The organism is Roseateles amylovorans (assembly GCF_025398155.2).
Lineage (GTDB): Bacteria > Pseudomonadota > Gammaproteobacteria > Burkholderiales > Burkholderiaceae_C > Roseateles > Roseateles amylovorans.
On sequence record NZ_CP104562.2, the window covers coordinates 4,516,678 to 4,541,230 of the forward strand.

Below are 24,553 nucleotides of genomic sequence, written 5' to 3' on the forward strand. Positions count from 1 at the left end.
CGCGTTGACGGGCGGGGTTCAGCAGTCCAGCTTGCGCATGGTGCACATCAGGCCGGCTTCGGCCACGATGTCCTGGCCGACGAAGGCCTTGGCACCGAACTTGTAGATGCCGGCCTTGGCGCGTTCCAGCGTCACGTCCAGGATCAGTTGATCGCCGGGCTCGACCGGCCGCTTGAAGCGGGCACCATCGATGCCGGCGAAATACACGACATGGTTTTCATCCAGCGTGAAGTCATAGCTCTCGACCGCCAGCAGCGTCGCGGCCTGGGCCAGCGCTTCCAGGATCAGCACACCCGGCATGACCGGACGGTGCGGGAAGTGCCCTTGGAAGAAGGGCTCGTTGATGCTGACGTTCTTCAGAGCGCGGATGCGCACGCCCTTCTCCACTTCCAGGACGCGGTCGACCAGGAGGATGGGATAGCGATGCGGCAGCTTCTCGAGGATGCCGTGGATGTCGATGCGGGTCTCGTTCATGTCGTCTTCTTTTCCAGCGCACGGACGCGCTGTCGCAGGTCATAAAGCTTGCGCAGCGTGGCCGCGCTCTTTTCCCAGTTTCCTGCTTCGTCGAATGGATACATGCCGGCGTAGGCGCCCGGCTTGGTGATGCTGCTGCTGATCGGCGCGGTGGGTCCGATCTGCACGTTGTCGGTGATCTTGATGTGGCCGTTGATCCGGGCCGCACCCGCCAGGATGCAGTTGGCGCCGATCTCGGCACTGCCGGCGATCGCCACCGCGCCGGCGATCGCCGTGCCGCGACCGATCTTCACGTTGTGCGCGATCTGGACCAGATTGTCGATGATGACGTCGTCGGCAATCCAAGTGTCGCCCAGGGCACCGCGGTCGATACAGGTGTTCGCGCCGATCTCGACATCATGGCCGATGCGGACCGCACCGAGCTGCTCGATCTTGACCCACTTCACGCCCGCCTCGCCCGGGGTCGGCGCAAAGCCGAAACCGTCGGCACCGATGACGACGCCGCTGTGCACCAGGCCGCGCTCGCCGATCTCGCAGTTGAAGCCGAAGACGACATGAGGGGCCAGCCGCGTGCCGGCGCCGATCACCGCATCATGCTCGACGATGCAATGCGCGCCGATGCGGGCGCCGTCACCGATGCGGGCACCGGATTCGATCACTGCGAACGGGCCGATCTCGACCTCGCGGCCGATGTGCGCATCTGCCGCGACGCTGGCCGTTGGATGCACCGTGGGCGCCGGACGCGGCGCGCGCATGTGCTTCACCCACCACTGGGTGAGCTCGGCAAAGTAGAGATAGGGATCGCGCGCCACGATGCAGCAGGCGACCTGGCCGTTGCCGCGGCGGGCGGACGCCGCGTCGGCCGAGGCCGGCGAGACGATCACGCACGCGGCCTGGGTGGTGGCGAGCTGGGGTTGATACTTGGGATTGGACAGGAACGCGATCGCGTCCGGTCCGGCCTCGTCCAGCGGCGCGATGGCGCTGATGAGGGTGTCGGGAGCACCAACAAGATCGCCGCCCAAGGCGGCGATCAGTTCCGAAACCTGGACCTGTTTCACTTACTTCTGCCCGTTGAGCGCGTCGATCACCTTCTTGGTGATGTCGACCCGCGGGCTGGCGTGCACCGCATCCTGAACGATCAGGTCGTACTTTTCCTGCTCGAAGATCTGCTTGATGACCTTGTTGGCCTTCTCGACCACGGCCGACAGTTCCTCGTTCTTGCGCTGGGCCACGTCCTCATTGAACTCGCGGCGCTTGCGCTGAAGGTCCCGGTCCTGTTCGATCAGTTCGCGCTGACGGCGCGAACGCTCAGCTTCGGTCAGCGCGGGGCTGTCCTTGTCGAGCTTCTCGGCCGCGCCACGCAGCTTGGTCTCCAGTTCGAGCAGCGCCTTTTCGCGGCGACCGAACTCCGCCTGCAGCTTCGCTTCGGAGGCCTTGGCCAGGTTGGTCTCGCGCAGGATCCGCTCACTGTTGACGTAGCCGATCTTGAATTCCTGGGCTTGCACAGCCAAGGGCGCCATCGCGGCAAGGGCGACAGCGGCAACCGTCTTCAACAGCGTGCTCTTCATCAGAATGCAGTCCCGATCTGGAATTGGAATCGCTCGATTCTATCCGTCGGCTTCTTGCGCACCGGCGAGCCATAGCTCAAGCGCAGCGGACCCATGGGAGACAGCCAGCTGATACCGACACCGGCCGAGGCCCGGGTGTCCTTGAACTGCAGCTTTTCGTCGGTGCCCCAGACATTGCCGATGTCGACAAAACCGAACAGGCGGAAGCTCTTGTCGTTGCCGGAACCCGGAACCGGCACATACAGCTCGGTGTTCAGGTTGAACTTGCGGTTGCCGCCGGTGTAGGAGCCGGTCACGTCGACCGGACCCAGCGTGCCGGGCTCGAACACCCGCACCGAACCCAGGCCACCGCCGTAGAAGTTCTTGAAGATCGGATACGGGCGGCCGCCCAGTCCCGAACCCCAGGCCACTTCGCCGTTGAACATCAACGAGAACTTGCGGCCCAGTTGCAGGAACTGTTGGTACTGGAAGTTCGCGATCGAATAACGCGAATCACCGAACGGGCTCAACTCCAGGTTGACCCGCTTCATCGACCCGGCGGTCGGGGTGATCACGCTGTCGCGGTTGTCGTTCTTCCAGCCGATGGTCAGCGGAATCGCGTTGGCCGAGGCACCGAACTGGTTGCGGAACAGGAAGTAGCTGTTCGGCAGACCGGTGGAGGTGGTGATGCGGGTGTTCTCGTAGCCGACGCCGAAGAACACAGTGTCTTCCTCGGAGAACGGCACGCCGAACTTCACCGAGCCCCCGACCGAGGCCAGTTCGTACTCTTCGCCCAGCGTGTTGATCGGCTTGACGGTCCGGTAGAACACGTCGACCGCGCGGGAGATGCCGTCCACGGTGAAATACGGGTCCACCGTCGACACGCCCAGCGACCGGCCGGTGCTGGCGGTGTTGACCTGGATGCCGAGGTAGTTGCCGGAACCGAAGACGTTTTCCTGCGAGACGGAGCCCGACAGCGACAGCTTGCTGGCGCTGGAGTAGCCCGCGCCGATCTGGATGTTGCCGGTGGGACGCTCGGTCACCGTCAAGGTCACATCCACCTGGTCGGGCGAGCCCGGCACTTCGGTGGTATCGATGGTGACGTCCTTGAAGTAGCCCAGACGCTCGACGCGGTCGCGTGAGGCCTTGATCCGGGCGCCGTCGTACCAGGCGGATTCGAACTGGCGGAACTCGCGTCGGATGACTTCGTCACGGGTGCGGGTGTTGCCGGAGAGCAGGACACGGCGCACATAGACGCGGCGCTGCGGTTCACCGACCAGGGTCACCACCACCTGTCCGGTGGCGCGATCGATTTCCGGACGGCTCTCGACCCGCGCGAACGCATAGCCGAAGGTGCCGTACAGATCCTGGAAGTTGCGGGTGGTCTGTGCGACGGCTTCGCCGTTGTACGGCTGACCCGCTTTGAGCGCGATCAGGCGCTTGAACTCTTCCTCGCGGCCCAGGAACTCGCCTTCGATCTTCACCGCGCTGACGGTGTAGGGCTGGCCCTCGTTCACCGTGATGGCGATGCTGATGCTCTGCTTGTCCGGCGAGATCGTGACTTGCGTGGACTCGACGTTGAACTCGAGGTAGCCGCGGTTCAGGTAGTACGAACGGATCGTCTCCAGGTCCGCATTGAGCTTGGCGCGCGAGTAGCGGTCGGTCTTGGTGTACCAGGTCAGCCAGCCGGTGGTGGTCTGCTCCAGCAGGCCCAGCAGCGTGCTTTCGCTGAACACCTTGGAGCCCAGGATGCGGATCTCACCGATCTTGGCGGGCTCGCCCTCGGTGACCGAGAAGCTGACGTTGACGCGGTTGCGCTCGATCGGGGTGATCGTGGTCGTGACCTCGGCGCCGTACAGCGAACGGGTCAGGTATTGACGCTTGAGTTCCTGCTCGGCGCGGTCGGCCAGGGCCTTGTCGAAGGGCTTGCCTTCGCCGATGCCGACGTCCTTCAGCGACTTGGTCAACGCATCGGTGTCGAACTCCTTGAGGCCGACGAAGCCGACGTTGGCGATGATCGGCCGTTCTTCGATGACCACCACCACCGCATCGGTGTCGATGTTGATGCGGACGTCCTTGAACAGGCCGGTCGCGAATAGCGCACGCAGGGAGGCGGCGCCCTTCTCGTCGTTGTAGGTATCGCCGATGCGGAACGGCAGGGCGGCGAACACCGTTCCGGGATCGGTCCGCTGCAGTCCTTCGACGCGGATGTCCTTGAGAACGAAGGGATCAACGGCCCATGCGGCGCTCGCATGCATCGCGGTGGCCAGCACCGCCAGTTGAATGACATGGGGGCGCATAGGCTCAGGCAGGAATCGGGACATGCGGAAGCTTCAGTGCAGACCCAACGTGCGGGTCAGATCGTTGAAAAGGGCCAAACTCATCATCAGCAGCACGACGGCGATACCTGCACGTTGCAGCTGCTTGTGCCACCACTCGGAGACAGGGCGGCCGCTCAGACCCTCGAAAAGATAATACATCAGGTGTCCGCCATCGAGCATCGGCAACGGCAGCAGGTTCAGCACGCCAAGGCTCACGCTGATGGCCGCCAGAAAGCTCAGAAACGCCGTCACACCGAGGTGTGCCGACTGATCCGCCGCCTTGGCAATGGTGATGGGGCCGCTGAGGTTCTTTACCGAAGCTTCACCGATCAGCATGCGGCCCAGCGTCTTGACGGTCAGCGCGCTCAGTTCCCAGGTGCGGGTCACGCCTTGCGTCACCGATTCCAGTGGCCCGTAATGCACCGTCACCCGTTCGGCGTTGTCCTGGAAACCCGCGCCAATGCGGGCCACGCGGGCCTCGCCCTGGCCGTCCAGGCGGGGCGTGATCTCACGCGAGAGCTCCTGCCCGTCGCGCCGCACGTCGATGCGCAGCGGCTGTGCCTGACCGTCCACCACTGCGCGACGCACGCGCTGGACAAACCAGGCCATGTCCGGCACCGCTTCGCCGTTGACGCGCAGCAGCCGGTCGCCCACATGCAGGCCGGCCGTATCCGCTGGCTCGCCGGCGCGGACTTCACCCACGACCGGTTCCACATACGCGCCCCCCAGACCGATGGCCCGCATGGTGCGGTCGTCCAGGTCGCGGCTGGGCAGCGAGTCGGTCTCCAGCTTCACATTGCGATGGCCGTGACCTTGCGCGTTGGTGACGCTCAGGAACAGTGGGCGCTTGTCCGCCACCGCCTGCGCCAGTTGCCAGCCCAGATCGGGCAGCGAGCGCACATCCTCCCATTCACGACCGTCATCGGACCAGGCTTGCACCCAATCGCCGGCGCGCAGACCGGCGCGATCCGCCAGGCCACCCGCCACCGGTGTGCCGAGCACCGCTTTCGGTTCCTCGCGCCCGATCCAGCCGACTGCCGCGAACAGCAGCACCGCCAGGATCAGATTCGCGGCCGGGCCGGCCGACACGATGGCCGCGCGCTGCCACAGGGTCTTGCGATTGAAGGCTTGCGAGCGCAGTTCGGGCGGGACATTGCCGTCGCCCTCGTCGAGCATCCGGACGTAGCCGCCCAGCGGAATGGCGCTGAGGGTGAATTCGGTCGCATCGGGGTGCTTGCGTCGACGCAGCAGCACACGGCCGAAGCCCACCGAAAAGCGCAGCACCTTCACGCCGCAGGCCCGTGCAACACGGTAGTGGCCCCACTCGTGCACCACGATCAGGATGCCCAGCGTGATGAGGAAATAAAGGATCTGTGAAAGGGTCACGATGGAAGTCCGGTGGCGGTGGGCGGCCGTTGGGCAGGGTGAGTGCGCGAAATCAGACGGTCGCGCTGCGTGACGAAATCAAATCCTGCGCATGGCGTCGGGCCCGCGCATCCAGCGTCAGCAGACCCTCGACGCTGTCGACCTCGCCGGCCTCAGGCGCAACGGTCTCGAGTGTCTCGCGGTTGACGCGGCAGATCTGATCGAAACGCAAACGCCGCTCAAGGAAGGCGGCCACCGCCTCTTCATTGGCCGCATTCAGCACCGCCGTGCTGCCCTCGGCCGCACGCAGCGCCTGCCAGGACAGGTGCAAGCCAGGGAAGCGATGGGCGTCGGCCTCTTCGAAGCTGAGGTTGGGCGTGGTCAGCAAATTGAGCATGCTGGCGCCGGATTCGATCCGCTCCGGGAAGGACAGTCCGTAGGCGATCGGCACCCGCATGTCGGGCGTGCCGAGTTGCGCCAGCACCGAGTGGTCGCGGCACACCACCATCGAATGCACGATGCTCTGCGGATGGATCACCACCTTGACCTGCTCGGGTCGCAGGTTGAAGAGCCAACGCGCCTCGATGACCTCCAGGGCCTTGTTCATCATCGTGGCCGAGTCCACCGAGATCTTGCGCCCCATCACCCAGTTCGGATGAGCGCAGGCCTGCTCGGGCGTGACGTCGGCCAGGGTCGCCGGATCGCGTTGCCGGAACGGCCCGCCGGACGCGGTCAACACGATGTGATCGATGCGTTGATGCCAGGTGTCGCGGTCTTCGGGCAGGCACTGGAAGATGGCGGAGTGTTCCGAATCGATCGGCAGCAGCGTGGCGCCGCCCTGCTCCACCGCGCGCATGAAGAGCGCACCGCCCAGCACGATGGCCTCCTTGTTGGCCAGCAGCAACCGCTTGCCCGCACGCGCGGCGGCCATGGCGGGGGCCAGGCCGGCGGCGCCGACGATCGCCGCCATCACCGCATCGACGTCCTCATGGGCCGCAACCTGCGACAACGCCTCCGGGCCTTCCAGCACCTCGGTGCGCACACCGGCGGCGCGCAGGCCGTCTCGCAGCCGAGCGGCCAACGCGGCATCCGGCAGCACCGCATAACGCGGCTGATGGGCCAAGCATTGCGCCAGCAGTTCGTCGACGCGGCTCATCGCCGACAGCGCGAACACGCGGTAGCGGTCCGGATGACGGGCCATCACATCCAGCGTGTTGGTGCCGATCGATCCGGTCGATCCCAGCACGCAGACCTGTTGGGGCAGACGGGAAGAAGCTGTCATCACAAGGTCGTCACAGTCGGATCAAGAAGAGGAGCACAGGAACATCAGGACGCAGTCAGCAGCAGGCCCTCGCCACGTCCACGAACAACCTCCGGCTGCGTGACGCTCCCGTTGCAAGCCGCAAGCCGATCAGGCGTTCGGTCGCTGGACCTCACTGCGATCGGATGCGCCTCGCGGCAAGAGCTGTCGAACAGTCGGAAGGATCGAATCGATCGATTCGATCGATTCGTTGGAAACGATCAGAGCGAACTCAAGGCCAAGGCCAGCGGCAGCACCGGCAACAGCGCATCCACACGGTCCAGCACGCCGCCGTGACCCGGCAGCAACTGGCTGCTGTCCTTGGCACCCGCGGCCCGCTTGACCAGCGATTCAAACAGATCGCCGACGACGCTCATCGCCGACAGGAACACGAGAGCCAGGATCGCCACCACGCCGATGCGCCCCACCAGCACGCTGTAAAGGCTGGCCGAATCGACCGCGACCCGCACATCAATCACATGCACCCAGACAAAGCCCAGCACGATCACGCCCAAGAGACCGCCGATGGCACCTTCCCAGCTCTTGCCGGGGCTGATCGCCGGCGCCAGCTTACGCTTGCCGAAGGCCTTGCCTGCGAAATAGGCGGCAATGTCGGCCATCCAGACCAGACACATCGCCGACAGCAGGAAGTTGATGCCGCGTGCACGCGCCACGACCAACGCGAGCCAGGCGGCCCACAGCAGCACCGCCCCCAGCACCAATCGCAGACCGACCGGCAGCTTGGGCCAGCCCGCCACGCCGACGCGCAGCGCATGGACCCCGCCCAGCACCCACACGCCGCCCACCAGCCACCAACACCACGCCGGCACCTGGAAGCCCACGGCGTACACCGTGGCAGCGCACGCCGCCGCCAACGCCGCACCAAAGGCCAGTGCGGGCACCCCGGGAAGGCCGTTCAGCCGGGACCATTCCCAGCCGGCCGCAGCGATCATCACCAGCGTCAGCAGCCCGAAGGGCCATGGGCTCGCGGCGAACAGCGCGGGCAACAGCAGCGCCAGCAGGACGATGGCGGTGATGACTCGTTGCAGCAGCATGTCAGGCTTCCTGGGTGGCCGCGGCTTGGCCGGGCAGGTTCACACCGCCGAAGCGACGATCGCGGGCCCGGAACGCGGCGATGGCCTCGTCCAGTTGCGCTTCGCCGAACTCCGGCCACAGGCAGTCGGAGAACACGAACTCGGTGTAGGCCGTCTGCCAGAGCATGAAGTTGCTGATGCGCAGTTCGCCGCCAGTCCGGATGAACAGATCGGGATCGGGCGCATAGCTCATGGCCATGTACTCGGAGAGCTTGGCTTCGGTCAGGTCCGCGGCGGGCACGCCGGCCTCGATGGCACGGCGACAAGCCTGGACGATGTCCCAGCGGCCGCCGTAGTTGAACGCCACATTGAGCGTCAGCTTCGAGTTGTGGGCCGTGGAGCCCTCCGCCTCGGCCCAGGCAGCGCGCAGCTTGTCGGACACCGCTTCGCGGTCCCCGACGATGCGGATGCGCACACCCATCGCGCCCATGCGGGCGAGGTAGCGGGAGACCGCCGCCAGCACCAGGCCCATCAGGCCGGAGACCTCGTCGCTCGGACGCTTCCAGTTCTCGCTGGAGAAGGCGAAGACGGTCAGGTACTCGATCTCGCGGTCGATGCAGGCCTGGACCACCCGCACCAGCGCATCGACGCCTTGCTTGTGTCCGAAGAACCGGGGGAGAAATCGCTTCTTGGCCCAGCGTCCGTTGCCATCCATGACGATGGCGACATGGCGGGGCACGCCCGCCTTGTTGTCGGCACTCACGAAATCCGCGCGCTCAGACGGCCATGATCTCGGCTTCCTTTGCCGAGACCAGTTTGTCGATGTCGGAGACCACGCGGTCGGTCAGCTTCTGGACTTCGTCCTGGCTGCGGCGCTCGTCGTCTTCGGTGATCTGCTTGTCCTTGGCGAGCTTCTTGGCCTGCTCGTTGGCGTCACGGCGCAGGTTGCGCACGGCGACCTTGGCATCCTCGGCGGTGTTCTTCACCACCTTGATCAGATCGCGGCGACGCTCTTCCGACAGCGGCGGCATCGGCACGCGGATCAGGTCGCCTTGCGACGCGGGGTTCAGGCCCAGATCAGATTCGCGGATGGCCTTCTCGATCTTCGCGCCCATGCCCTTTTCCCAGGGCTGCACGCTCAGGGTGCGGGCATCGAGCAGGCTGACGTTGGCAACCTGGGAGATCGGCACCGGCGAGCCGTAGTAATCGACCTGCACCTGGTCCAGGATGCCGGGGTGGGCACGGCCGGTGCGGATCTTCTGCAGTTCGGACTTGAACGCCTCGATGGACTTGGCCATCTTGGTTTCAGCGTTCTTCTTGATGTCGGCAGTGGTCATGTTCTTTTCCTCGATCAGGGGACGGCACGCTCACGGGCACTGCGATGCCCGTGACAGTCTCTAACGCGCCAGTCCGGTCAGACGTGCACCAAGGTGCCTTCGTCTTCACCCATCACCACGCGCTTGAGCGCGCCGGCCTTGAAGATCGAGAACACCTTGATCGGCAGTTTCTGGTCGCGGCACAGCGCGAAGGCGGTGGCGTCCAGGACTTGCAGGTTCTTGCTGATGGCTTCGTCGAAGCTGATCCGCGAGTAACGCGTGGCGTTGGGATCCTTCTTCGGATCGGCGCTGTACACGCCGTCCACCTTGGTGGCCTTCAGCACGATTTCCGCACCGATCTCGGCGCCGCGCAGCGCAGCGGCGGTATCGGTGGTGAAGAAGGGGTTGCCGGTTCCGGCAGCGAAGACAACGACCTTGCCCTCTTCGAGGTACTGCAAGGCCTTGGGGCGCACGTAGGGCTCGACCACCTGCTCGATCGCGATGGCGGACATCACGCGGGCGGTCATGCCTTCCTGGCGCATGGTGTCGGCCAGGGCCAGCGAGTTCATCACCGTGGCCAGCATGCCCATGTAGTCCGCTGTCGCGCGGTCCATGCCCACCGAACCGCCCGCCACGCCGCGGAAGATGTTGCCGCCACCGATCACGACGGCGACTTCCACGCCGAGACGCGTGACTTCCTGGATCTCCTGGACCATGCGAACGATGGTCGCGCGGTTGATACCGTAGGCATCATCGCCCATCAGGGCTTCGCCAGAGAGCTTGAGCAGGATGCGTTTGTGCGCGGGCATTGTTACCTCTTCATTACAGCGATGGGATGCGCCTGCACGAGCCCTTGTGGGCAGCGCTCAGGGGCAGGCGCAGGCACAAGTGTAAAGGGCGCCAGAGGCGCCCTTTTGAGTCAGGGAGCTTATTGCCCCTTGCTGGCGGCGGCCACTTGCGCAGCCACTTCCGCTGCGAAGTCGTCCACCTTCTTCTCGATGCCTTCGCCGACCACGTACAGGGTGAAGGACTTCACCGTGGTGGCCTTGTCCTTCAGCATCTGGGCGACGGTCTGCTTGCCGTCGGCGGCCTTCACGAAGACCTGGTCCAGCAGCGAGACTTCCTTCAGGAACTTCTGCACCGAGCCGTCGACCATCTTGGCGACGATTTCGGCCGGCTTGCCGGATTCGGCAGCCTTCTCGGCGGCGATCTTGCGTTCCTTCTCCACCAGCTCGGCCGGCACTTCGGCAGACGACAGCGCCGCCGGCTTCATGGCGGCCACGTGCATGGCGACGTCCTTGGCGGCGACTTCGTCACCGTCGAACTCGACCAGCACGCCGATGCGGGTGCCGTGCAGGTAGGAGGCCAGCTTGGCGCCCGAGGCGTAGCGCTTGAAGCGGCGGATCGTCATGTTCTCGCCGATCTTGCCGATCAGGCCCTTGCGAACGTCTTCGACCGTCGGGCCGAAGCTTTCCTGGGACAGCGGCAGCGCAACCAGCGCGTCGACGTCGGCCGGGTTGTGCTCGGCGATCAGGCCGGCGACGGCGTTGACGAAGGCCAGGAACGCGTCGTTCTTCGACACGAAGTCGGTTTCGCAGTTCACTTCGACCAGCGCGCCGGCGTTGCCGACCACAGCGGCGGCGACCACGCCTTCAGCGGTGATGCGCGACGCGGCCTTGCCGGCCTTGTTGCCCAGCTTGACGCGCAGGATCTCTTCCGCGCGAACCATGTCGCCGTCGGCTTCGGTCAGCGCCTTCTTGCACTCCATCATCGGCGAGTCCGTGCGGGCGCGCAGCTCGGCAACCATGCTTGCGGTAATTGCAGCCATTTCAATCTCCGTGGGTCACAGGCCCGCGAACAACGCCGGGCCTGCTGAAATCTGATTGGAAAAAAGGGGCTGAATCAGCCCCCTTGTGGAACCCTGACGGGCAGTCAGAAGGCTTACGCGCCTTCGTTGACTTCCACGAATTCGTCGCCTTCGGCGGCCACGGGCTGGACTTGCTCGTGCGACGAATTGGCGCGACCTTCCAGGACCGCGTCGGCCACAGCCTTGGCGTACAGGGCGACGGCCTTGGCGGAGTCGTCGTTGCCCGGGATCACATAGTCGATGCCGATGGGCGAATGGTTGGTGTCCACCACGCCGATGACCGGAATGCCCAGCTTCTTGGCTTCGGCCACGGCAATCTTGTGATAGCCGACGTCGATCACGAACAGCGCGTCCGGCAGGGCAGCCATGTCCTGGATGCCGCCGATGTTCTTTTCCAGCTTGGAAATGTCACGCTGGAACATCAGGGCTTCCTTCTTGATGGAAGGCTGCGTGCCGGCGTCGACTTGCGTCTGCATGTCCTTGAGCTTCTTCAGCGAGGTCTTGACCGTCTTGAAGTTGGTCAGCGTGCCGCCCAGCCAACGCTGGTTCACGCTGGGCACGCCAGCGCGCTCGGCTTCAGCGGCGACGATGTCGCGGGCCTGGCGCTTGGTGCCGACCATCAGGATCGTGCCGCGCTTGGCAGACAGCTGGCGCACGAACTTGAGGGCTTCCTCGAACGCGGGCAGCGTCTTCTCGAGGTTGATGATGTGGATCTTGTTGCGATGGCCGTAGATATACGGGGCCATCTTGGGGTTCCAGAAGCGGGTTTGGTGACCAAAATGGACGCCGGCTTCCAGCATCTCACGCATCGTGACGGACATATCTTCACTCCGAAGGTTGGTTCTAGAATCCGGCACGAATTGCAACGTCTATTAACCGCTGCAACACCTTTGATCGCCGGATCCGCGAATTTGCGAGGTGTTTCAAGGACTTCGGTCCCGAATCAGCGTGTGAACGTTCTTGCGAACGCCCCACTGGACCTGAACCTGAACCCCTGTGCTTCGCACCCCGCGTTGATGCCGGTGTCCAACCGCCTTGGTTGGCTTATCCGGCAAAAACCCGAAGAGTATAACCAACTTCTGCATGCCGATCGATCTGACCGAGGCCCTGACGCAATTGCGCGAGGGCCGCTGTGACGCTCGCACCCTTCTCTCGCACAGCCTGGAACGCGCCCGCAGCCCCGCCTGCGAGCGGGTGTTCATCCGCACCTTCTTCGACGAAGCCACCGCCGTGGCGGCCCATGTCGACGCCCGCCTCGCCCGCGGGGAAGCGCTGCCGGCGCTAGGCGGGCTGTCGCTCTCGGTGAAGGATCTGTTCGATGTGGCTGGCCACCCCACTACCGCCGCATCCGCCAGCCTGGCCGATGCGGTGCCTGCTGACGACGATGCACCCGCCGTGGCCCGCCTCCGCGCTGCTGGGGCGGCGCTGATCGGGCACACCAACCTGAGCGAGTTCGCCTTTTCGGGCGTGGGACTGAACCCGCACCATGGGACGCCGGTCAACCCGGTCACCCGATTGCTCGATGGACTCGACCGGATCCCGGGCGGCTCCACCTCCGGCGGTGCGGTCAGCGTGTCGACCGGCGCCGCCTGGGCCGCACTGGGCACCGACACCGGTGGCTCGCTGCGCATTCCTGCCGCGCTGCAGGGACTGGTCGGCTTCAAGAGCACGGCGCGCTGCATTCCGCTGGATCGGTGCATTCCGCTGTCGCCCTCACTGGACACGGCCGGCGCGATCACGCGCTCGGTGCGCGACGCGGCGCTGCTGCATGGGCTGCTGTCCGGCCAGACCGTGAAGCCCGATCGCCGGCCCCTGGCGCAGCGGCGCCTGGCAGTGGTCCAGGAACTGATGCAGGACGATCTGGAACCCGCCGTGGCGCAGGCGTTCGAGCGCGCGCTGTCCGTGCTGCGCGCGGCGGGTGCCCAGATCGAGGTGTGCTCGATTCCTGCGCTGACCCGCGTCGCCGAGCTGCAGGCCGGTGGCGGCTTGCCAGCCTTCGAGAGCTGGCAGTGGCATCGCGACCGCTTGGCCACGCGGGGTGCCCTGTACGACCCCCGTGTGGCGCTGCGCATCCGGCGCGGCGAAACCATCCTCCCCGATCACTATCACGCCCTGCTCGACGCCCGACGTCGCTGGATCCACGACATGACCCTCGCCCTGAACGGCTATGACGCCGTGCTCAGTCCCACCGTGCCGACGCAAGCCCCGGAGATCGCCCCTTTGCTGCTCAGCGACGGCCTGTTCTTCGCCACCAACGCCCGCTTGCTGCGCAATCCCTCGGTGGTGAATCTGCTGGACGGGTGCGCCCTGTCACTGCCCTGCCATCGGCCCGATGAATTGCCGATGGGGCTGATGCTCTGGGCGCCCGGTCTGCAGGACGCGACGCTGCTCAGCACCGCGGCCGACGTGGAAGCCGCGCTGACCCCGATCGCGGAGGCGCACTGACATGCGAGTTGCCGTGATCGGCGCCGGCCTGGCCGGCGTCACCAGCGCCTACGAACTGGCATTGCAGGGCCACGAGGTCCATGTCTTCGAGCGGGACACCAGTGTGGCCACTGGCGCGAGCTTTGCGCCCCCCGGTTTGATCGCCCCCGGACTGATGGCCGCCCGCCCCGCCTGGCCATTGAGCTGGCGGGGCGCGCCTCGTCAACTGGGCTGGCGCTGGGCCCATTGGCGGGCCCGTCGCGCCAGCGCCTCCCAGCCCGTGGCGGCGGGCGTTCATGCCCTCGCCCTGCGCGGCCAGGCGCTGACGGCCGTGTGGCGCCGCGAACTTCAGCTGGAGGTCGAACGCGAGGCCGGCATCCTGCTGCTGTGGCGCCATGCCAAGGACCACAAGGCCGCGGCACCACTGCTGGCGCGCCTGCAGGAGCGACAGGTCCCCCATCGCGCGCTGGATCCCGACGGATGCCGCGAGGTCGAGCCCGGCCTCAATCCCGACACGCCGCTGGCAGGCGGCCTTCATCTGCCCCAGGACGAAGCCGCCAATGCCCGTCAGTTCAGCCAGGCGCTGAAGCAGGAGGCCCAACGCCTGGGCGTGCAGTGGCACTTCAATGCCGAGGTGCTGCGCATTGAACCGGGCACCCAGCCGGCCTTGCATCTGGCCACCGGACAGCCCCCGCGTGTCGACGCCGTGATCGTCTGCGCCGGCAAGGGCGCAGCCTCGCTGCTCTCGCCCATCGGTCTGCGCCTGCCCTGGGCCACCGTCCACGCCCACAGTCTGACCGCACCGCTGCGCTTGCTGGAGGCGCATCCCGACCTCGGACCGCGTGCGACGGTGGTCGACATGAGCCTGTCGGTCACCCTGACTCGCCTGGGACAGCGGGTGCGGGTCGGCGGCGCGCACGAACTGGGCGGATCCGGCAACCAGCCGGACGGCAAGTCCATGGGCGCACTCCATCAGGCCTCGCATGACTGGTTCCCCGGCGCGTTGTTGGCCAGCGGACAGCAGCGATGGAAGGCCGCACGGCCGATGCTGCCCGATGAGCTGCCCCTGATCGGCGACAGCGGACTGCCGGGCGTCTGGCTGAACATCGGTCATGGCGAATGGGGCTGGGCGCTGGCGGCCGGCGCGGCACAACTGCTGGCGGGCCGGCTCGTCAAGCGGGATCCGGAGATCGACGTGTCGATGCTCGAGCCCGCACGGTTGAAGTGACCCGCACCTCGTGACCGCGAAAGGCCGCCCGGAGCCGCTGATGGCAGTGAGTCCCCTGCCCTGAGGCTTGACGCCGGGCAATGAAGGGCAAGGCAGCAGCCATCCGGACCGCCAACGCGCGGCTTCACAGGTAGAGTCAGCCGCATGCATCCGCTGCTTCCGACCACGCGCGATTGGCCCCTTCACGACGCCGCTGCCAGCCGACGCCAAGAGGCCGCCGCGCTCGGGCGCCATCCCGCCCACACCCTGATCGAACGGGCGGGCTTGGCCGTGGCCCGGCTGGCCTTGGCGCTGGCGCCCCACGCGCAGCGCGCGGTGGTGTTTGCGGGCCCCGGGAACAACGGCGGCGATGGCTTGATCGCTGCACGACACCTGGCCCTGCAGGGCTGGACGGTGGACGTCATTCACGTCGGGCCATCCGCCACGGATGGATCCGACGCAGACCACGCACTCAAGCGCCTGCAAGTGGGTGCGGGGATTCAGTGCTCAGCCTTGCCATCCGCCCCACCGACACGTGCCGACCTGGTCATCGATGCGCTGCTGGGGCTTGGCGCCAGCCGTCCGGCGGAGGGCGACATCGCCGCGGCGATCCGCCTGCTGCGTGCCATGCGTGCCGACGGCGCGCTGGTGCTGGCTGTGGACCTGCCCAGCGGACTGCATGCCAACACGGGTCGCCCGCTCGGCCACGACACGGTGCACGCCGACCACACACTCTCGCTGCTGACGCTCAAGCCGGGACTGCTGACCGGCGAAGGACGGGATCGCTGCGGACAACTGTGGTTTGACGACCTCGGCGAGCGCTCGACGGAGCCAGCATCCGCTCAGCTCATCGGACGGTCGCGGATCCTCGATTGGCAGCAGGCGTACGCACGCGCCGCCACCAGCCACAAGGGACGACACGGCGATGTCGTGGTCCTGGGCGGCGCCCCTCACATGCGCGGGGCGGCCTGGCTCGCGGCTTCCGCCGCACTGACCGCCGGCGCCGGCCGGGTGTATGCCGCGCTGCCCGAAGATGACGGGCAACCCTGGCCACCTCGTCCAGAACTGATGCATTGGGATCCCAAGCGGTGGGACGAACCGGCGACCTCCTGGCGAGATGGGGTCGCCGTCTGCGGATGCGGTGGCGGGACCGCGATCGCCCCGCCGCTCAGTCGACTGCTGCCGCACGTCGCACGACTGGTGCTGGATGCAGACGCGCTCAACCTGGTGGCCGCCGATCCGGCGCTGCAAGCCGCCGTGGTGGGCCGAGCGCGACTCGGACTTCGCACAGTGATGACGCCTCATCCGCTGGAAGCGGCTCGATTGCTGGGGTTGCCCGGTGCTGCCGAGGTGCAGGCGGATCGCATCGCTGCCGCGCAGGCATTGGCGCGACGTTTCCAGTGTTGCGTGGTGGTCAAGGGCTCCGGATCCGTGATCGCAGCGGATGGCCTGGACATCACCTCCTCGCTCGGCGACCGGTCCCACGGACACGCTGGCGCGATGACACTCGGAGAGACGCGAGACGGCAGCCCCCAACTCGCCATCAACAGCACTGGCTCTTCCGCACTGTCCACCGCAGGCACCGGCGATGTGCTGGCGGGCTGGATTGGCGGCCTTTGGGCTCAGGCGCTCGACATATCGCCATTTGAATTGGCATGCGCGGCCGTGGCCTGGCACGGCGCAGCGGCCGAGTCCCATCACGGCCCGCTGCTGGCGGCGGATCTCGTGGCCGCCATGGCCCGGCTCCATGAACGCGCCCCATGAAGGCCAGACGCCGTCACTGATCCGGCCGACGTGTGACGTGCGACGTGGACACACGATCGAACACCGCCTTCCGGGCTCGTTGACCCATCCACAGAGGGCCGTCAGCGGGAACAGATGGACAAAGGGCGCTCGAGGTTTCGAGCGCCCTTTCAGTGTGGCGATTCGACGGTGCCTGCGTCGAGCGCAGACCCGGGGTCAGCCCCCGCCGCCGCGTTTGCGTCGCGTGGCGGACTTGGTCGCGCCGGCGCCCTTGCCACCTCCACCCACAGCGCCGCTGGCCTTGCCCGCCACCGACTTGACGGCGGTGCGCGCCGTCTGCTTCACGGCCTTGACCGGATGGGTCGACGCACTCTTCGTGGCTCGAGCCGCCTTGCGGCGCTCCACCTTCAGGGCGCGGTCCGCTTGCTCAATGCGCTCCAGGGCGTCGACAGCGGTCGGCGGATCCGGGGGCGGCATCGGCATCGGCTCGACGGTGGCAGCAGGCGCGGCCGCGGCTTCGCGGCGCACGCGCTTGTCGCCGCGCTTGTCGTGCCGGCGGGAATCGCCGTGTTTATCGCGCATGGCGCGCTGCAGCTGGCGGGCTTCATCCTGCTCGCGGACCAGTCGGAAGTCGATCTTGCGACCGTCCAGATCCACGCGACTGACCTGCACCTGCACCCGCGCGCCGGTGGCATAGCGGATGCCGGTGCGTTCGCCGCGGAGCTCCTGGCGGACATCGTCGAAACGGAAGTACTCGCCACCGAGCTCGGTGATGTGGATCAGGCCCTCGACATAGAGCGCATCGAGCTGCACGAACAAACCGAAGCTGGTGACGGCGCTGACCGTGCCGGAGAACTCCTCACCCAGGTGGTCGCGCATGAAGCGGCACTTGAGCCAGGCCTCGACATCGCGTGAGGCCTCGTCAGCACGGCGTTCATTGGCGCTGCAATGCGCGCCGACGATTTCCCAGCGTTCGACCTCGGTGGAGGCCGTCGCCGGCGTCAGGGTCTTGGTGGGGCGCCCGGGCCGCTTGGGCATCGGGTTGGCCGCGTCCATCTTGTGCGCGTCCAGGGTGTACTTCTTGTTCCCCAGCAGCGACTTGATGACGCGATGCACCAACAGGTCGGGATAGCGACGGATCGGGCTGGTGAAGTGGGTATACGCCTGGTAGGCCAAGCCGAAGTGGCCCGCATTCATCGGCGTATAGATCGCCTGCTGCATCGAGCGCAGCAACATGGCGTGGATCTGCGTGGCGTCCGGGCGGTCCTTGGTGGACTGCGCGATCGCCTGGAACTCGCCCGGCGTCGGATCGTCGCTGATGCCCATGCCGATGCCCAGCGCGCGCAGGTAGGCCTGCAGCGAGGTGCGCTTTTCCGGCGTCGGGCCTTCGTGGACACGGTAGAGCGACGCATGCTTGCCACCGGCGATGAAGTCCGCCGCGCAGACGTTCGCCGCGAGCATGGCCTCTTCGATCAGGCGATGGGCTTCGTTGCGGGTGCGTGGGACGATCTTCTCGATACGGCCGTTGTCGTCGCAGATGATCTGCGTCTCGGTGGTCTCGAAGTCGACCGCACCCCGCTTGGCGCGTTGCGACAGCAGCGCACGGTAGACCTCATGCAGATGCAGCAGATGCGGCACCAGCGTGCGCCGCTTCGCGGCTTCCGGACCATGGGTGTTGCCCAGGATCGCAGCGACTTCGGTGTAGGTCAGGCGCGCATGCGAGTTGATGACCGCCGGATAGAACTGATAGGCCTGCACTTCGCCGGCCTCGTCCACCAGCATGTCGCAGACCATCGAGAGACGGTCCTGATCCGGATTCAGCGAGCACAAGCCGTTGGACAGCTTCTCCGGCAGCATCGGGATGACGCGACGCGGGAAGTAGACCGAGGTGGCGCGCTCATAGGCATCGTGGTCCAGCGCCTCGCCGGGCTTGACGTAATGGCTGACGTCGGCGATGGCCACCAGCAGGCGCCAGCCCTTGAAAGCGGTCTTGCCGCGACCTTGCTTGTGCGGCTCGCAATACACCGCGTCGTCGAAGTCGCGTGCGTCTTCGCCGTCGATCGTGACCAGCGCGACATCGCGCAGGTCGATGCGGTTCTTCATGTCCACCGCGCGGACCTTGTCCGGCAGTTTCGCGGCCTGGGCCAGCGTGTCGGGACTGAAGGCGTGCGGCACCTCGTACTTGCGCACCGCGATCTCGATCTCCATGCCGGGATCATCGATCTCGCCCAGCACTTCCGTGACGCGGCCCACCGGCTGCGAATACAGCGAGGGCGGTTCGGTCAGTTCCACCGCGACGATCTGGCCGGCGGTGGCATTGGCGATGGCGTTCTTCGGGATCAGGATGTCCTGGCCGTAGCGCTTGTCTTCGGGCGCCACGAGCCAGATGCCTGACTCCAGCAGCAGCCGGCCGATGATGGGCTTTTTGCGGCGATTCAGGATTTCGAGCACGCGCCCTTCGGGACGACCGCGTTTATCGAGTCGAACGACTCTCACCCGTAGACGGTCGCCGTGCATCACGGCGTGCATCTCTTGCGACGACAGGTAGACGTCCGCCTGACCGTCGTCGGGCATCAGAAATCCGTGCCCGTCGCGATGACCTTGAACAGTGCCTTCGACCTCACCCATCAGTTGCCCGGATGAGGCGCTTGCGCCCTTGAAGTTTTTGCTAGTAGAATCCAAGTCTTTCCTGAAACGCCAAAGCGGTTCTAGAGATTGAAGGTTCAAGGATAACTTCCATTGAGGTTCTTGAGCACAGTTTCTTAGTACTTCTTTTGGACCTTGCCCAGGTGGCGGAATTGGTAGACGCACTAGTTTCAGGTACTAGCGGGTAACTCCGTGGAGGTTCGAGTCCTCTCCTGGGCACCAAATTCCAATAAAGCAACCGGCCTCGCGCCGGTTGCTTTTTTTGTGCCCGCAGCGATGCCGCGCCCCACCCGTACCGGATGACGCCGCCCCCTCCCCACGAGGGCCATCGCTTCGAGCGACTGTGTGGTCCTCACACTTCGCGCTGGGTATCGGTCCGGCGGCTCTGCGACTCAGGGGCACGTCTCATTGCCTCAGCGGATCGCAGCAACTCGAACGGGAGACTCGCCGTCATTCGTGATTCGTCGCTCGGCTCGGCTCGGTCGATCGGCTTGGTCGATCGGCTCGGTCGATCGAAGCGGCGCAAGCTGCGGGCTCGGGGAGCGAATGCGGCAGCGTCTGAGCGGACCGAGCCCGCAGCTTGCGCCGCTTCCTGCTCGGTCGAGCGCAGGACGCCATCACCGACCCGCGACCCCGCTTGGAGAAGGGGCGACGCACCGCCCCAAACCTCTGCCACCCCCGCAAATCCGTCGCGCAAAAGAAAAGGGCCAGCATCACTGCCGGCCCTTTTCTCCATCAGAGCGAGTACGCCCAAGATCTCAGATCTCAGACCTCAGATCGCAAACTTCTTCGCCAGCGCATCAGGCCGCAGCGCGTCGTAGTCCTCGAACGGCTGATGGATCCATGGGCTGGTGGTCAGCAGATCGACGTAATAGTCCGGCGTGTAGGTCGAGACGCTCTTGGTCCAGATGACTGCCGAGCGCAGTTCCTGGATCGAGGGCATGCCGCGCAGCCGCTCCACCACCGCCTTGAGCGTGACGCCCGAGTCGGCCAGGTCGTCCACCAGCAGCACGCGGCCTGCCAGTTCGCCCTTGGGCATGGTGATGTACTTGGCAATGTCCAGGCGACCCTGGATGGTGCCCGCCTCAGCGCGGTAGGAGCTGGTGGACATGATGCCCAACGGCTTGTCGAAAACGCGCGACAGCACGTCGCCCGGCCGCATGCCGCCGCGGGCCAGGCACAGGATCTGGTCGAACTCCCAACCCGAGGCATGCACCTTCAGCGCCAGGCGTTCGATCAGCAAGTGGTATTCGTCCCAGGACACGTACAAGTGCTTGCCGTCGTCGGTCAACATGGGGAGGGCTCCTCAGGGATGGATGGGTCAGATCAGGAAACTCGGCCTGGTGGACAACTCAGGCCTGGAACGGGTGCTGCAGCAAGATGGTGTGATCCCGGTCAGGACCGGTCGACACCATGGCGATCGGCGCACCGATCACCTCTTCCACGCGCTTCAGGTAGGCGCGCGCATTGGTCGGCAGCGCATCCCAGCGGGTGATGCCAAAGGTGCTTTCGGTCCAGCCGGGGAACACTTCATAGATGGGCTGGCAGGCCACGATGTCGTCCGCATCCAGCGGGAGGATGTCGATGCGCTTGCCGTGCAGCTCGTAGCCCACGCACATGTTGATTTCAGCGAGGCCATCCAGCACATCGAGCTTGGTCAGGCACAGGCCGCTGATGCCGTTGATGATGATGGAGCGCTTCAGGGCCGCCGCATCCAGCCAGCCGCAGCGACGCGCGCGACCGGTCACGGTGCCACGCTCCTGGCCGACGGTCGACAGATGGTGACCGACGGTGCCGGGGGTTTCCCAGTCCAGCTCGGTGGGGAACGGGCCCGAACCCACTCGGGTGGCATAGGCCTTGGTGATGCCCAGCATGTAGTGCAGCATCTGCGGACCCACGCCCGCACCCGCCGCGGCATTGCCGGCGACGCAATTGCTGGAGGTGACGTAAGGATAGGTGCCGTGGTCGATGTCCAGCAGCGTTCCCTGGGCGCCTTCGAACAGGATGTTCTGGCCGGCCAGGTGTGCCTTGTGCAGCATGTAGCCCACGTCGGCCATCATCGGCTTGATCTGCTCAGCCAGCGACATGGCGTGGTCGTAGATCGGCTGGAATTCAAGCGGCTTGGACTTCAGGTAGCCCGACAGCGAGACGTTGTGCAGTTCGACCAGCTCCTTGAGCTTCTTGGCGAAGCGCTCCGGATGCTTCAGGTCCTGCACACGCAGGGCGCGGCGAGCCACCTTGTCCTCATAGGCCGGGCCGATGCCCTTGCCGGTGGTGCCGATCTTGCCGCTGCCGCTGCTTTCGCGCAGCAATTCGCGAGCGCGGTCGACCTCGACGTGGAACGGGAGAATCAGCGGGCAGGACTCGCTGATGAACAGCCGCGAGCGGACTTCGACGCCCGCCTTTTCCAGGCGTTCGATCTCGGTCATCAGATGGGTGGGGTCCAGCACCACGCCGTTGCCGATGTAGCAGGCCACGCCGTCGCGCATGATGCCCGAGGGGATCAATTGCAGCGCCGTCTTGACGCCCTTGATCACCAGCGTGTGGCCGGCGTTGTGGCCGCCTTGGAAGCGGACCACGCCTTCGGCATGATCGGTCAGCCAGTCGACGACCTTGCCCTTGCCTTCGTCACCCCATTGGGTGCCGACCACCACCACGTTGCGGCCGCGCGCGATCTCACTGCTTTGCATGTTGTTCATCCAATGAAGAGGTTGGTTGATGGGGGCGCGGCTCAGAGCGCGCGCACCACCCATTGACCGCCGGCCTGGGCCAGTTCGCGGTCGCATTCGAATTCGTCGTTCTCTTGGTCATGGCCTGGGAGGACACAGACCACGGTTTCACCCTGCTCCCGCAGGCGGCGCACCGCCGCGCGGAGATCGGGATCCTCACCCCACGGCGCGCGCACGGCGGCCCGCAGCGACGTGGCGGGGATCAGGCCCACCACGGTCTTGAGATCCAGACTGAAGCCCACGGCCGGACGGCGCCGACCGAAGACGGCACCCACTTCGTCGTAGCGTCCACCGCGCAGCACGGCGTCATTGCAGCCATCGGCGTAGAGCGCAAAGCGCGCGCCGCTGTAATAGCCGAAGCCCGGCAGATCGGCGAGATCCACCCCGATGCGCACCTCCGGGTAGGAGGCCCTCAGGTGGCGGATGAGCCAGTCCAGGTCGTCCAGTGCCGCGGCGATCAACGGATGCGCGGGCAGACGCTCACGCGCCTGCGCCAGCACCTCGACGCCGCCGTACAGGCCCAGCAGCGCCTGCAGGCCGTCGATGGCCGAGGGAGGGAGCTCGTCGGAGAAGGCGGCCACACCCGCCGCATCCTTGGCGGCCATGGCGGCCACGAGGGCTTGAAGTCGGTCCTCACCCAGCGTGTGGTCGCCGAGCACGCCACGCACGAGACGCGCATCGCCGAGATCCAACGTCAGGCCGGTCAGGCCCGCGCGCTGCATCGCATCGAGGGCGAGTTCCTGCGCTTCGAGGTCGGCTTCCAGGCCTTGATGACCGTAGATCTCCACGCCGAACTGCAACGGTTCACGGGTGGCCGTGAGGCCTTCGGCGCGCGTATGCAGCACCGGGCCGCAATAGCAGAGCCGGGTGACGCCGTCGCGGTTGAGCAGGTGGGCATCGATCCGAGCCACCTGGGGTGTGGTGTCCGCACGCAAGCCCAAGCTGCGGCCGGACAGTTGGTCCACCAGCTTGAAGGTCTTGAGATCCAGTGCCTGACCGGTTCCGGAAAGCAGCGAGTCGAGATGCTCCAGCATAGGAGGCATCACCAGCTCGCAACCGTAGGTCCGCGCCATGTCCAGCAACTCACGGCGCAGTTCTTCGATGCGGCGGGCCTGGGAGGGCAGGACGTCAGCAATGTGCTCGGGCAGCAGCCAAGCAGAGGCCATGGACGTTCAGGGGAGGGGTTAAAAACGGCATTGTACCGGGGTCGAGGCGAACCCCGGCGTACTGCGCACGCACTCGATCGTCCGTCGCGCATTCCGGCGACGGCCAGCACGGCAATTCAGCACGGATCCACGCCGCAGCCAGAGGCAGGACGCTCGCCGCTCGTGCGATCGGGAGATCTGCAGATCCAGGCGATCAGCGGATCAAGCGATCAGCCGATGACGATCCACAACAACAGTCCGCCGCAGAGCATGCTGGCCAATCCGAGAAAACGGAGTTGGCCGTCGCTCATCGCCATGAGTTGTCCGAAGAGCCGCCGCCGCGCTGACGGGTTCAGCAATGGCATCAGCCCTTCGGCCATCAGCATCAGCGCCACGGCGACCCACCAGGCTGCGCCGCTCATTGATCAGGCAGCGCCGCTCATTGACGACGCAGCGCCGCTCATCGACCAAGCCGCGCCGCTCATGGTCAAAACGCCTGCGCCGACTGCAGCACGCGCTTACTTGCGCGGCGAAGGGGCGGCGCCACCGCCCTGCCCGCTCGGCGCACCGTTGCGCAGTGCCTTGAAGAACTCACTGCTCGACGGATCGACCACAATCACATCGTTCTTGCTGCGCCAGGTCGAACGATAGGCGTCCAAGGAGCGATAGAACTGCGCGAAGGCCGGATCGCGGCTGAAGGCTTCCGCGTACAGGGCGGAGGCCTTGGCATCACCCTCACCCATCACCTTCTGAGCATCACGATAGGCTTCGGCAATGATGATCTCGCGTTGCTTGTCGGCATCGGCCTTGATCTTCTCGCCTTCGGCCGAGCCGGTCGAACGCAGCTCGTTGGCCACGCGCACACGCTCCGACTTCATGCGGTTGTAGACCGCCTCGGTGATGTTGGACGAGAAGTCCACCCGCTTGACCCGCACATCGACGATCTCGATGCCGAACTGCTTGGCTTCCTCTTCCAGACGCCGGCGCACATCCTGCATGACCTTTTCGCGCTCGGTGGCCAGCACGGCACGCACGGTTCGACGGGTCACCTCTTCGTTCAGCGCGGCCTGCACGATCGGGCTGAGCCGGGTGTCGAGGTTGCGCATGCTGGTGCCGCTGTTGCGAATGAACTGGCGGGCATCGACGATGCGCCACTTCACCAGCCAGTCGATCACCAGGCTCTTCTTCTCGGCGGTGAAGATCGGGCGCGAATCGGGGCTGTCCAGCGTCTGCACGCGACGGTCCACGAACACCACGTTCTGCAGCGGCGGGGGCAGCTTGAACTTCAGACCCGGCTCGGTGATGACTTCCTTGATCTCACCCAGCGAATAGACCACGGCGGCCTGGCGCTGGTCGACCACAAACAGCGTCGAGCTCAGGAGGACGAACAGGATCAACAGGCCCAGGACAACGGAAACGATGCGATTCATTGTTG

The 24,553-nt window shown here is 65.9% G+C and carries 21 protein-coding genes and 1 tRNA gene; 4 read left to right on the forward strand and 18 right to left on the reverse strand.

Going from position 1 to position 24,553, the window contains the following annotated elements; translation table 11 throughout:
* Positions 1-18: 18 nt before the first annotated feature.
* The 12 genes from fabZ to rpsB form a co-directional block, all read right to left on the reverse strand.
* Positions 19-474, reverse strand: coding sequence for a 3-hydroxyacyl-ACP dehydratase FabZ (fabZ, locus tag N4261_RS18705; protein ID WP_261756783.1), 456 nt, complete (start codon positions 472-474; stop codon positions 19-21).
* Entirely contained in the window at positions 471-1,532 is a 1,062-nt protein-coding gene (gene lpxD / locus N4261_RS18710; protein ID WP_261756784.1) for a UDP-3-O-(3-hydroxymyristoyl)glucosamine N-acyltransferase, read from the reverse strand. Before lpxD ends, fabZ begins: the two co-directional genes overlap by 4 nt.
* Entirely contained in the window at positions 1,533-2,042 is a 510-nt protein-coding gene (locus N4261_RS18715) for an OmpH/Skp family outer membrane protein (protein WP_261756785.1), read from the reverse strand.
* Entirely contained in the window at positions 2,042-4,321 is a 2,280-nt protein-coding gene (gene bamA / locus N4261_RS18720; RefSeq protein WP_261760769.1) for an outer membrane protein assembly factor BamA, read from the reverse strand. Before bamA ends, N4261_RS18715 begins: the two co-directional genes overlap by 1 nt.
* A gap of 33 nt (positions 4,322-4,354) precedes the next feature.
* Complete coding sequence (gene rseP, locus N4261_RS18725; RefSeq protein ID WP_261756786.1) at positions 4,355-5,728, reverse strand: RIP metalloprotease RseP; 1,374 nt, start codon at positions 5,726-5,728, stop codon at positions 4,355-4,357.
* Positions 5,729-5,780: 52 nt separating this feature from the next.
* The gene (ispC, locus tag N4261_RS18730) at positions 5,781-6,971 is read right to left on the reverse strand and encodes a 1-deoxy-D-xylulose-5-phosphate reductoisomerase (RefSeq protein ID WP_261760770.1); all 1,191 of its coding nucleotides are present in this window, start codon (positions 6,969-6,971) and stop codon (positions 5,781-5,783) included.
* 257 nt (positions 6,972-7,228) lie between these two features.
* Positions 7,229-8,062, reverse strand: a complete 834-nt coding sequence (locus N4261_RS18735) for a phosphatidate cytidylyltransferase (protein WP_261756787.1) — start codon at positions 8,060-8,062, stop codon at positions 7,229-7,231.
* A gap of 1 nt (position 8,063) precedes the next feature.
* Entirely contained in the window at positions 8,064-8,804 is a 741-nt protein-coding gene (gene uppS / locus N4261_RS18740; RefSeq protein ID WP_261756788.1) for a polyprenyl diphosphate synthase, read from the reverse strand.
* Positions 8,805-8,817: 13 nt separating this feature from the next.
* Complete coding sequence (gene frr, locus N4261_RS18745) at positions 8,818-9,378, reverse strand: ribosome recycling factor (RefSeq protein ID WP_261756789.1); 561 nt, start codon at positions 9,376-9,378, stop codon at positions 8,818-8,820.
* A 77-nt stretch (positions 9,379-9,455) separates the two neighbouring features.
* Positions 9,456-10,166, reverse strand: a complete 711-nt coding sequence (pyrH, locus tag N4261_RS18750) for a UMP kinase (protein ID WP_261756790.1) — start codon at positions 10,164-10,166, stop codon at positions 9,456-9,458.
* Between the two features lie 119 nt (positions 10,167-10,285).
* Positions 10,286-11,185: a translation elongation factor Ts gene (gene tsf / locus N4261_RS18755; protein WP_261756791.1), complete on the reverse strand. Its 900-nt coding sequence runs from the start codon at positions 11,183-11,185 to the stop codon at positions 10,286-10,288.
* Positions 11,186-11,298: 113 nt separating this feature from the next.
* Entirely contained in the window at positions 11,299-12,045 is a 747-nt protein-coding gene (rpsB, locus tag N4261_RS18760; RefSeq protein ID WP_261756792.1) for a 30S ribosomal protein S2, read from the reverse strand.
* A 262-nt stretch (positions 12,046-12,307) separates the two neighbouring features.
* On the opposite strand from rpsB, the gene N4261_RS18765 reads away from it, so the two are divergent.
* The 3 genes from N4261_RS18765 (at position 12,308) to N4261_RS18775 (ending at position 16,619) form a co-directional block, all read left to right on the forward strand.
* Positions 12,308-13,669 (forward strand): amidase, encoded by a 1,362-nt coding sequence (locus tag N4261_RS18765; protein WP_261756793.1) that lies wholly within the window; start codon positions 12,308-12,310, stop codon positions 13,667-13,669.
* Between the two features lies 1 nt (position 13,670).
* A complete protein-coding gene (locus tag N4261_RS18770; protein WP_261756794.1) occupies positions 13,671-14,876 on the forward strand; it encodes an FAD-dependent oxidoreductase in 1,206 nt (401 codons plus the stop codon).
* Between the two features lie 144 nt (positions 14,877-15,020).
* A complete protein-coding gene (locus N4261_RS18775; RefSeq protein WP_261756795.1) occupies positions 15,021-16,619 on the forward strand; it encodes an NAD(P)H-hydrate epimerase in 1,599 nt (532 codons plus the stop codon).
* 195 nt (positions 16,620-16,814) lie between these two features.
* Here N4261_RS18775 and rnr read toward each other — a convergent pair whose 3' ends face one another.
* Positions 16,815-19,226: a ribonuclease R gene (gene rnr, locus N4261_RS18780; protein WP_261760771.1), complete on the reverse strand. Its 2,412-nt coding sequence runs from the start codon at positions 19,224-19,226 to the stop codon at positions 16,815-16,817.
* A 155-nt stretch (positions 19,227-19,381) separates the two neighbouring features.
* Here rnr and N4261_RS18785 point away from each other — a divergent pair.
* Positions 19,382-19,466 (forward strand) — tRNA-Leu (locus N4261_RS18785).
* Between the two features lie 550 nt (positions 19,467-20,016).
* Here the strand turns inward: N4261_RS18785 and N4261_RS18790 are convergent.
* The 5 genes from N4261_RS18790 to hflC all read right to left on the reverse strand — a co-directional run bounded on the left by N4261_RS18790 (position 20,017) and on the right by hflC (position 24,548).
* A complete protein-coding gene (locus N4261_RS18790; RefSeq protein WP_261756796.1) occupies positions 20,017-20,538 on the reverse strand; it encodes a phosphoribosyltransferase in 522 nt (173 codons plus the stop codon).
* 58 nt (positions 20,539-20,596) lie between these two features.
* Positions 20,597-21,943, reverse strand: coding sequence for an adenylosuccinate synthase (locus tag N4261_RS18795; RefSeq protein ID WP_435531952.1), 1,347 nt, complete (start codon positions 21,941-21,943; stop codon positions 20,597-20,599).
* 32 nt (positions 21,944-21,975) lie between these two features.
* On the reverse strand, positions 21,976-23,139 hold the full coding sequence (locus N4261_RS18800; RefSeq protein ID WP_261756798.1) for an ATP phosphoribosyltransferase regulatory subunit: 1,164 nt from the start codon (positions 23,137-23,139) through the stop codon (positions 21,976-21,978).
* Between the two features lie 209 nt (positions 23,140-23,348).
* The gene (locus N4261_RS18805) at positions 23,349-23,513 is read right to left on the reverse strand and encodes a DUF2065 domain-containing protein (protein WP_354005374.1); all 165 of its coding nucleotides are present in this window, start codon (positions 23,511-23,513) and stop codon (positions 23,349-23,351) included.
* Between the two features lie 123 nt (positions 23,514-23,636).
* Entirely contained in the window at positions 23,637-24,548 is a 912-nt protein-coding gene (gene hflC / locus N4261_RS18810; RefSeq protein ID WP_261756800.1) for a protease modulator HflC, read from the reverse strand.
* Positions 24,549-24,553: the final 5 nt, after the last annotated feature.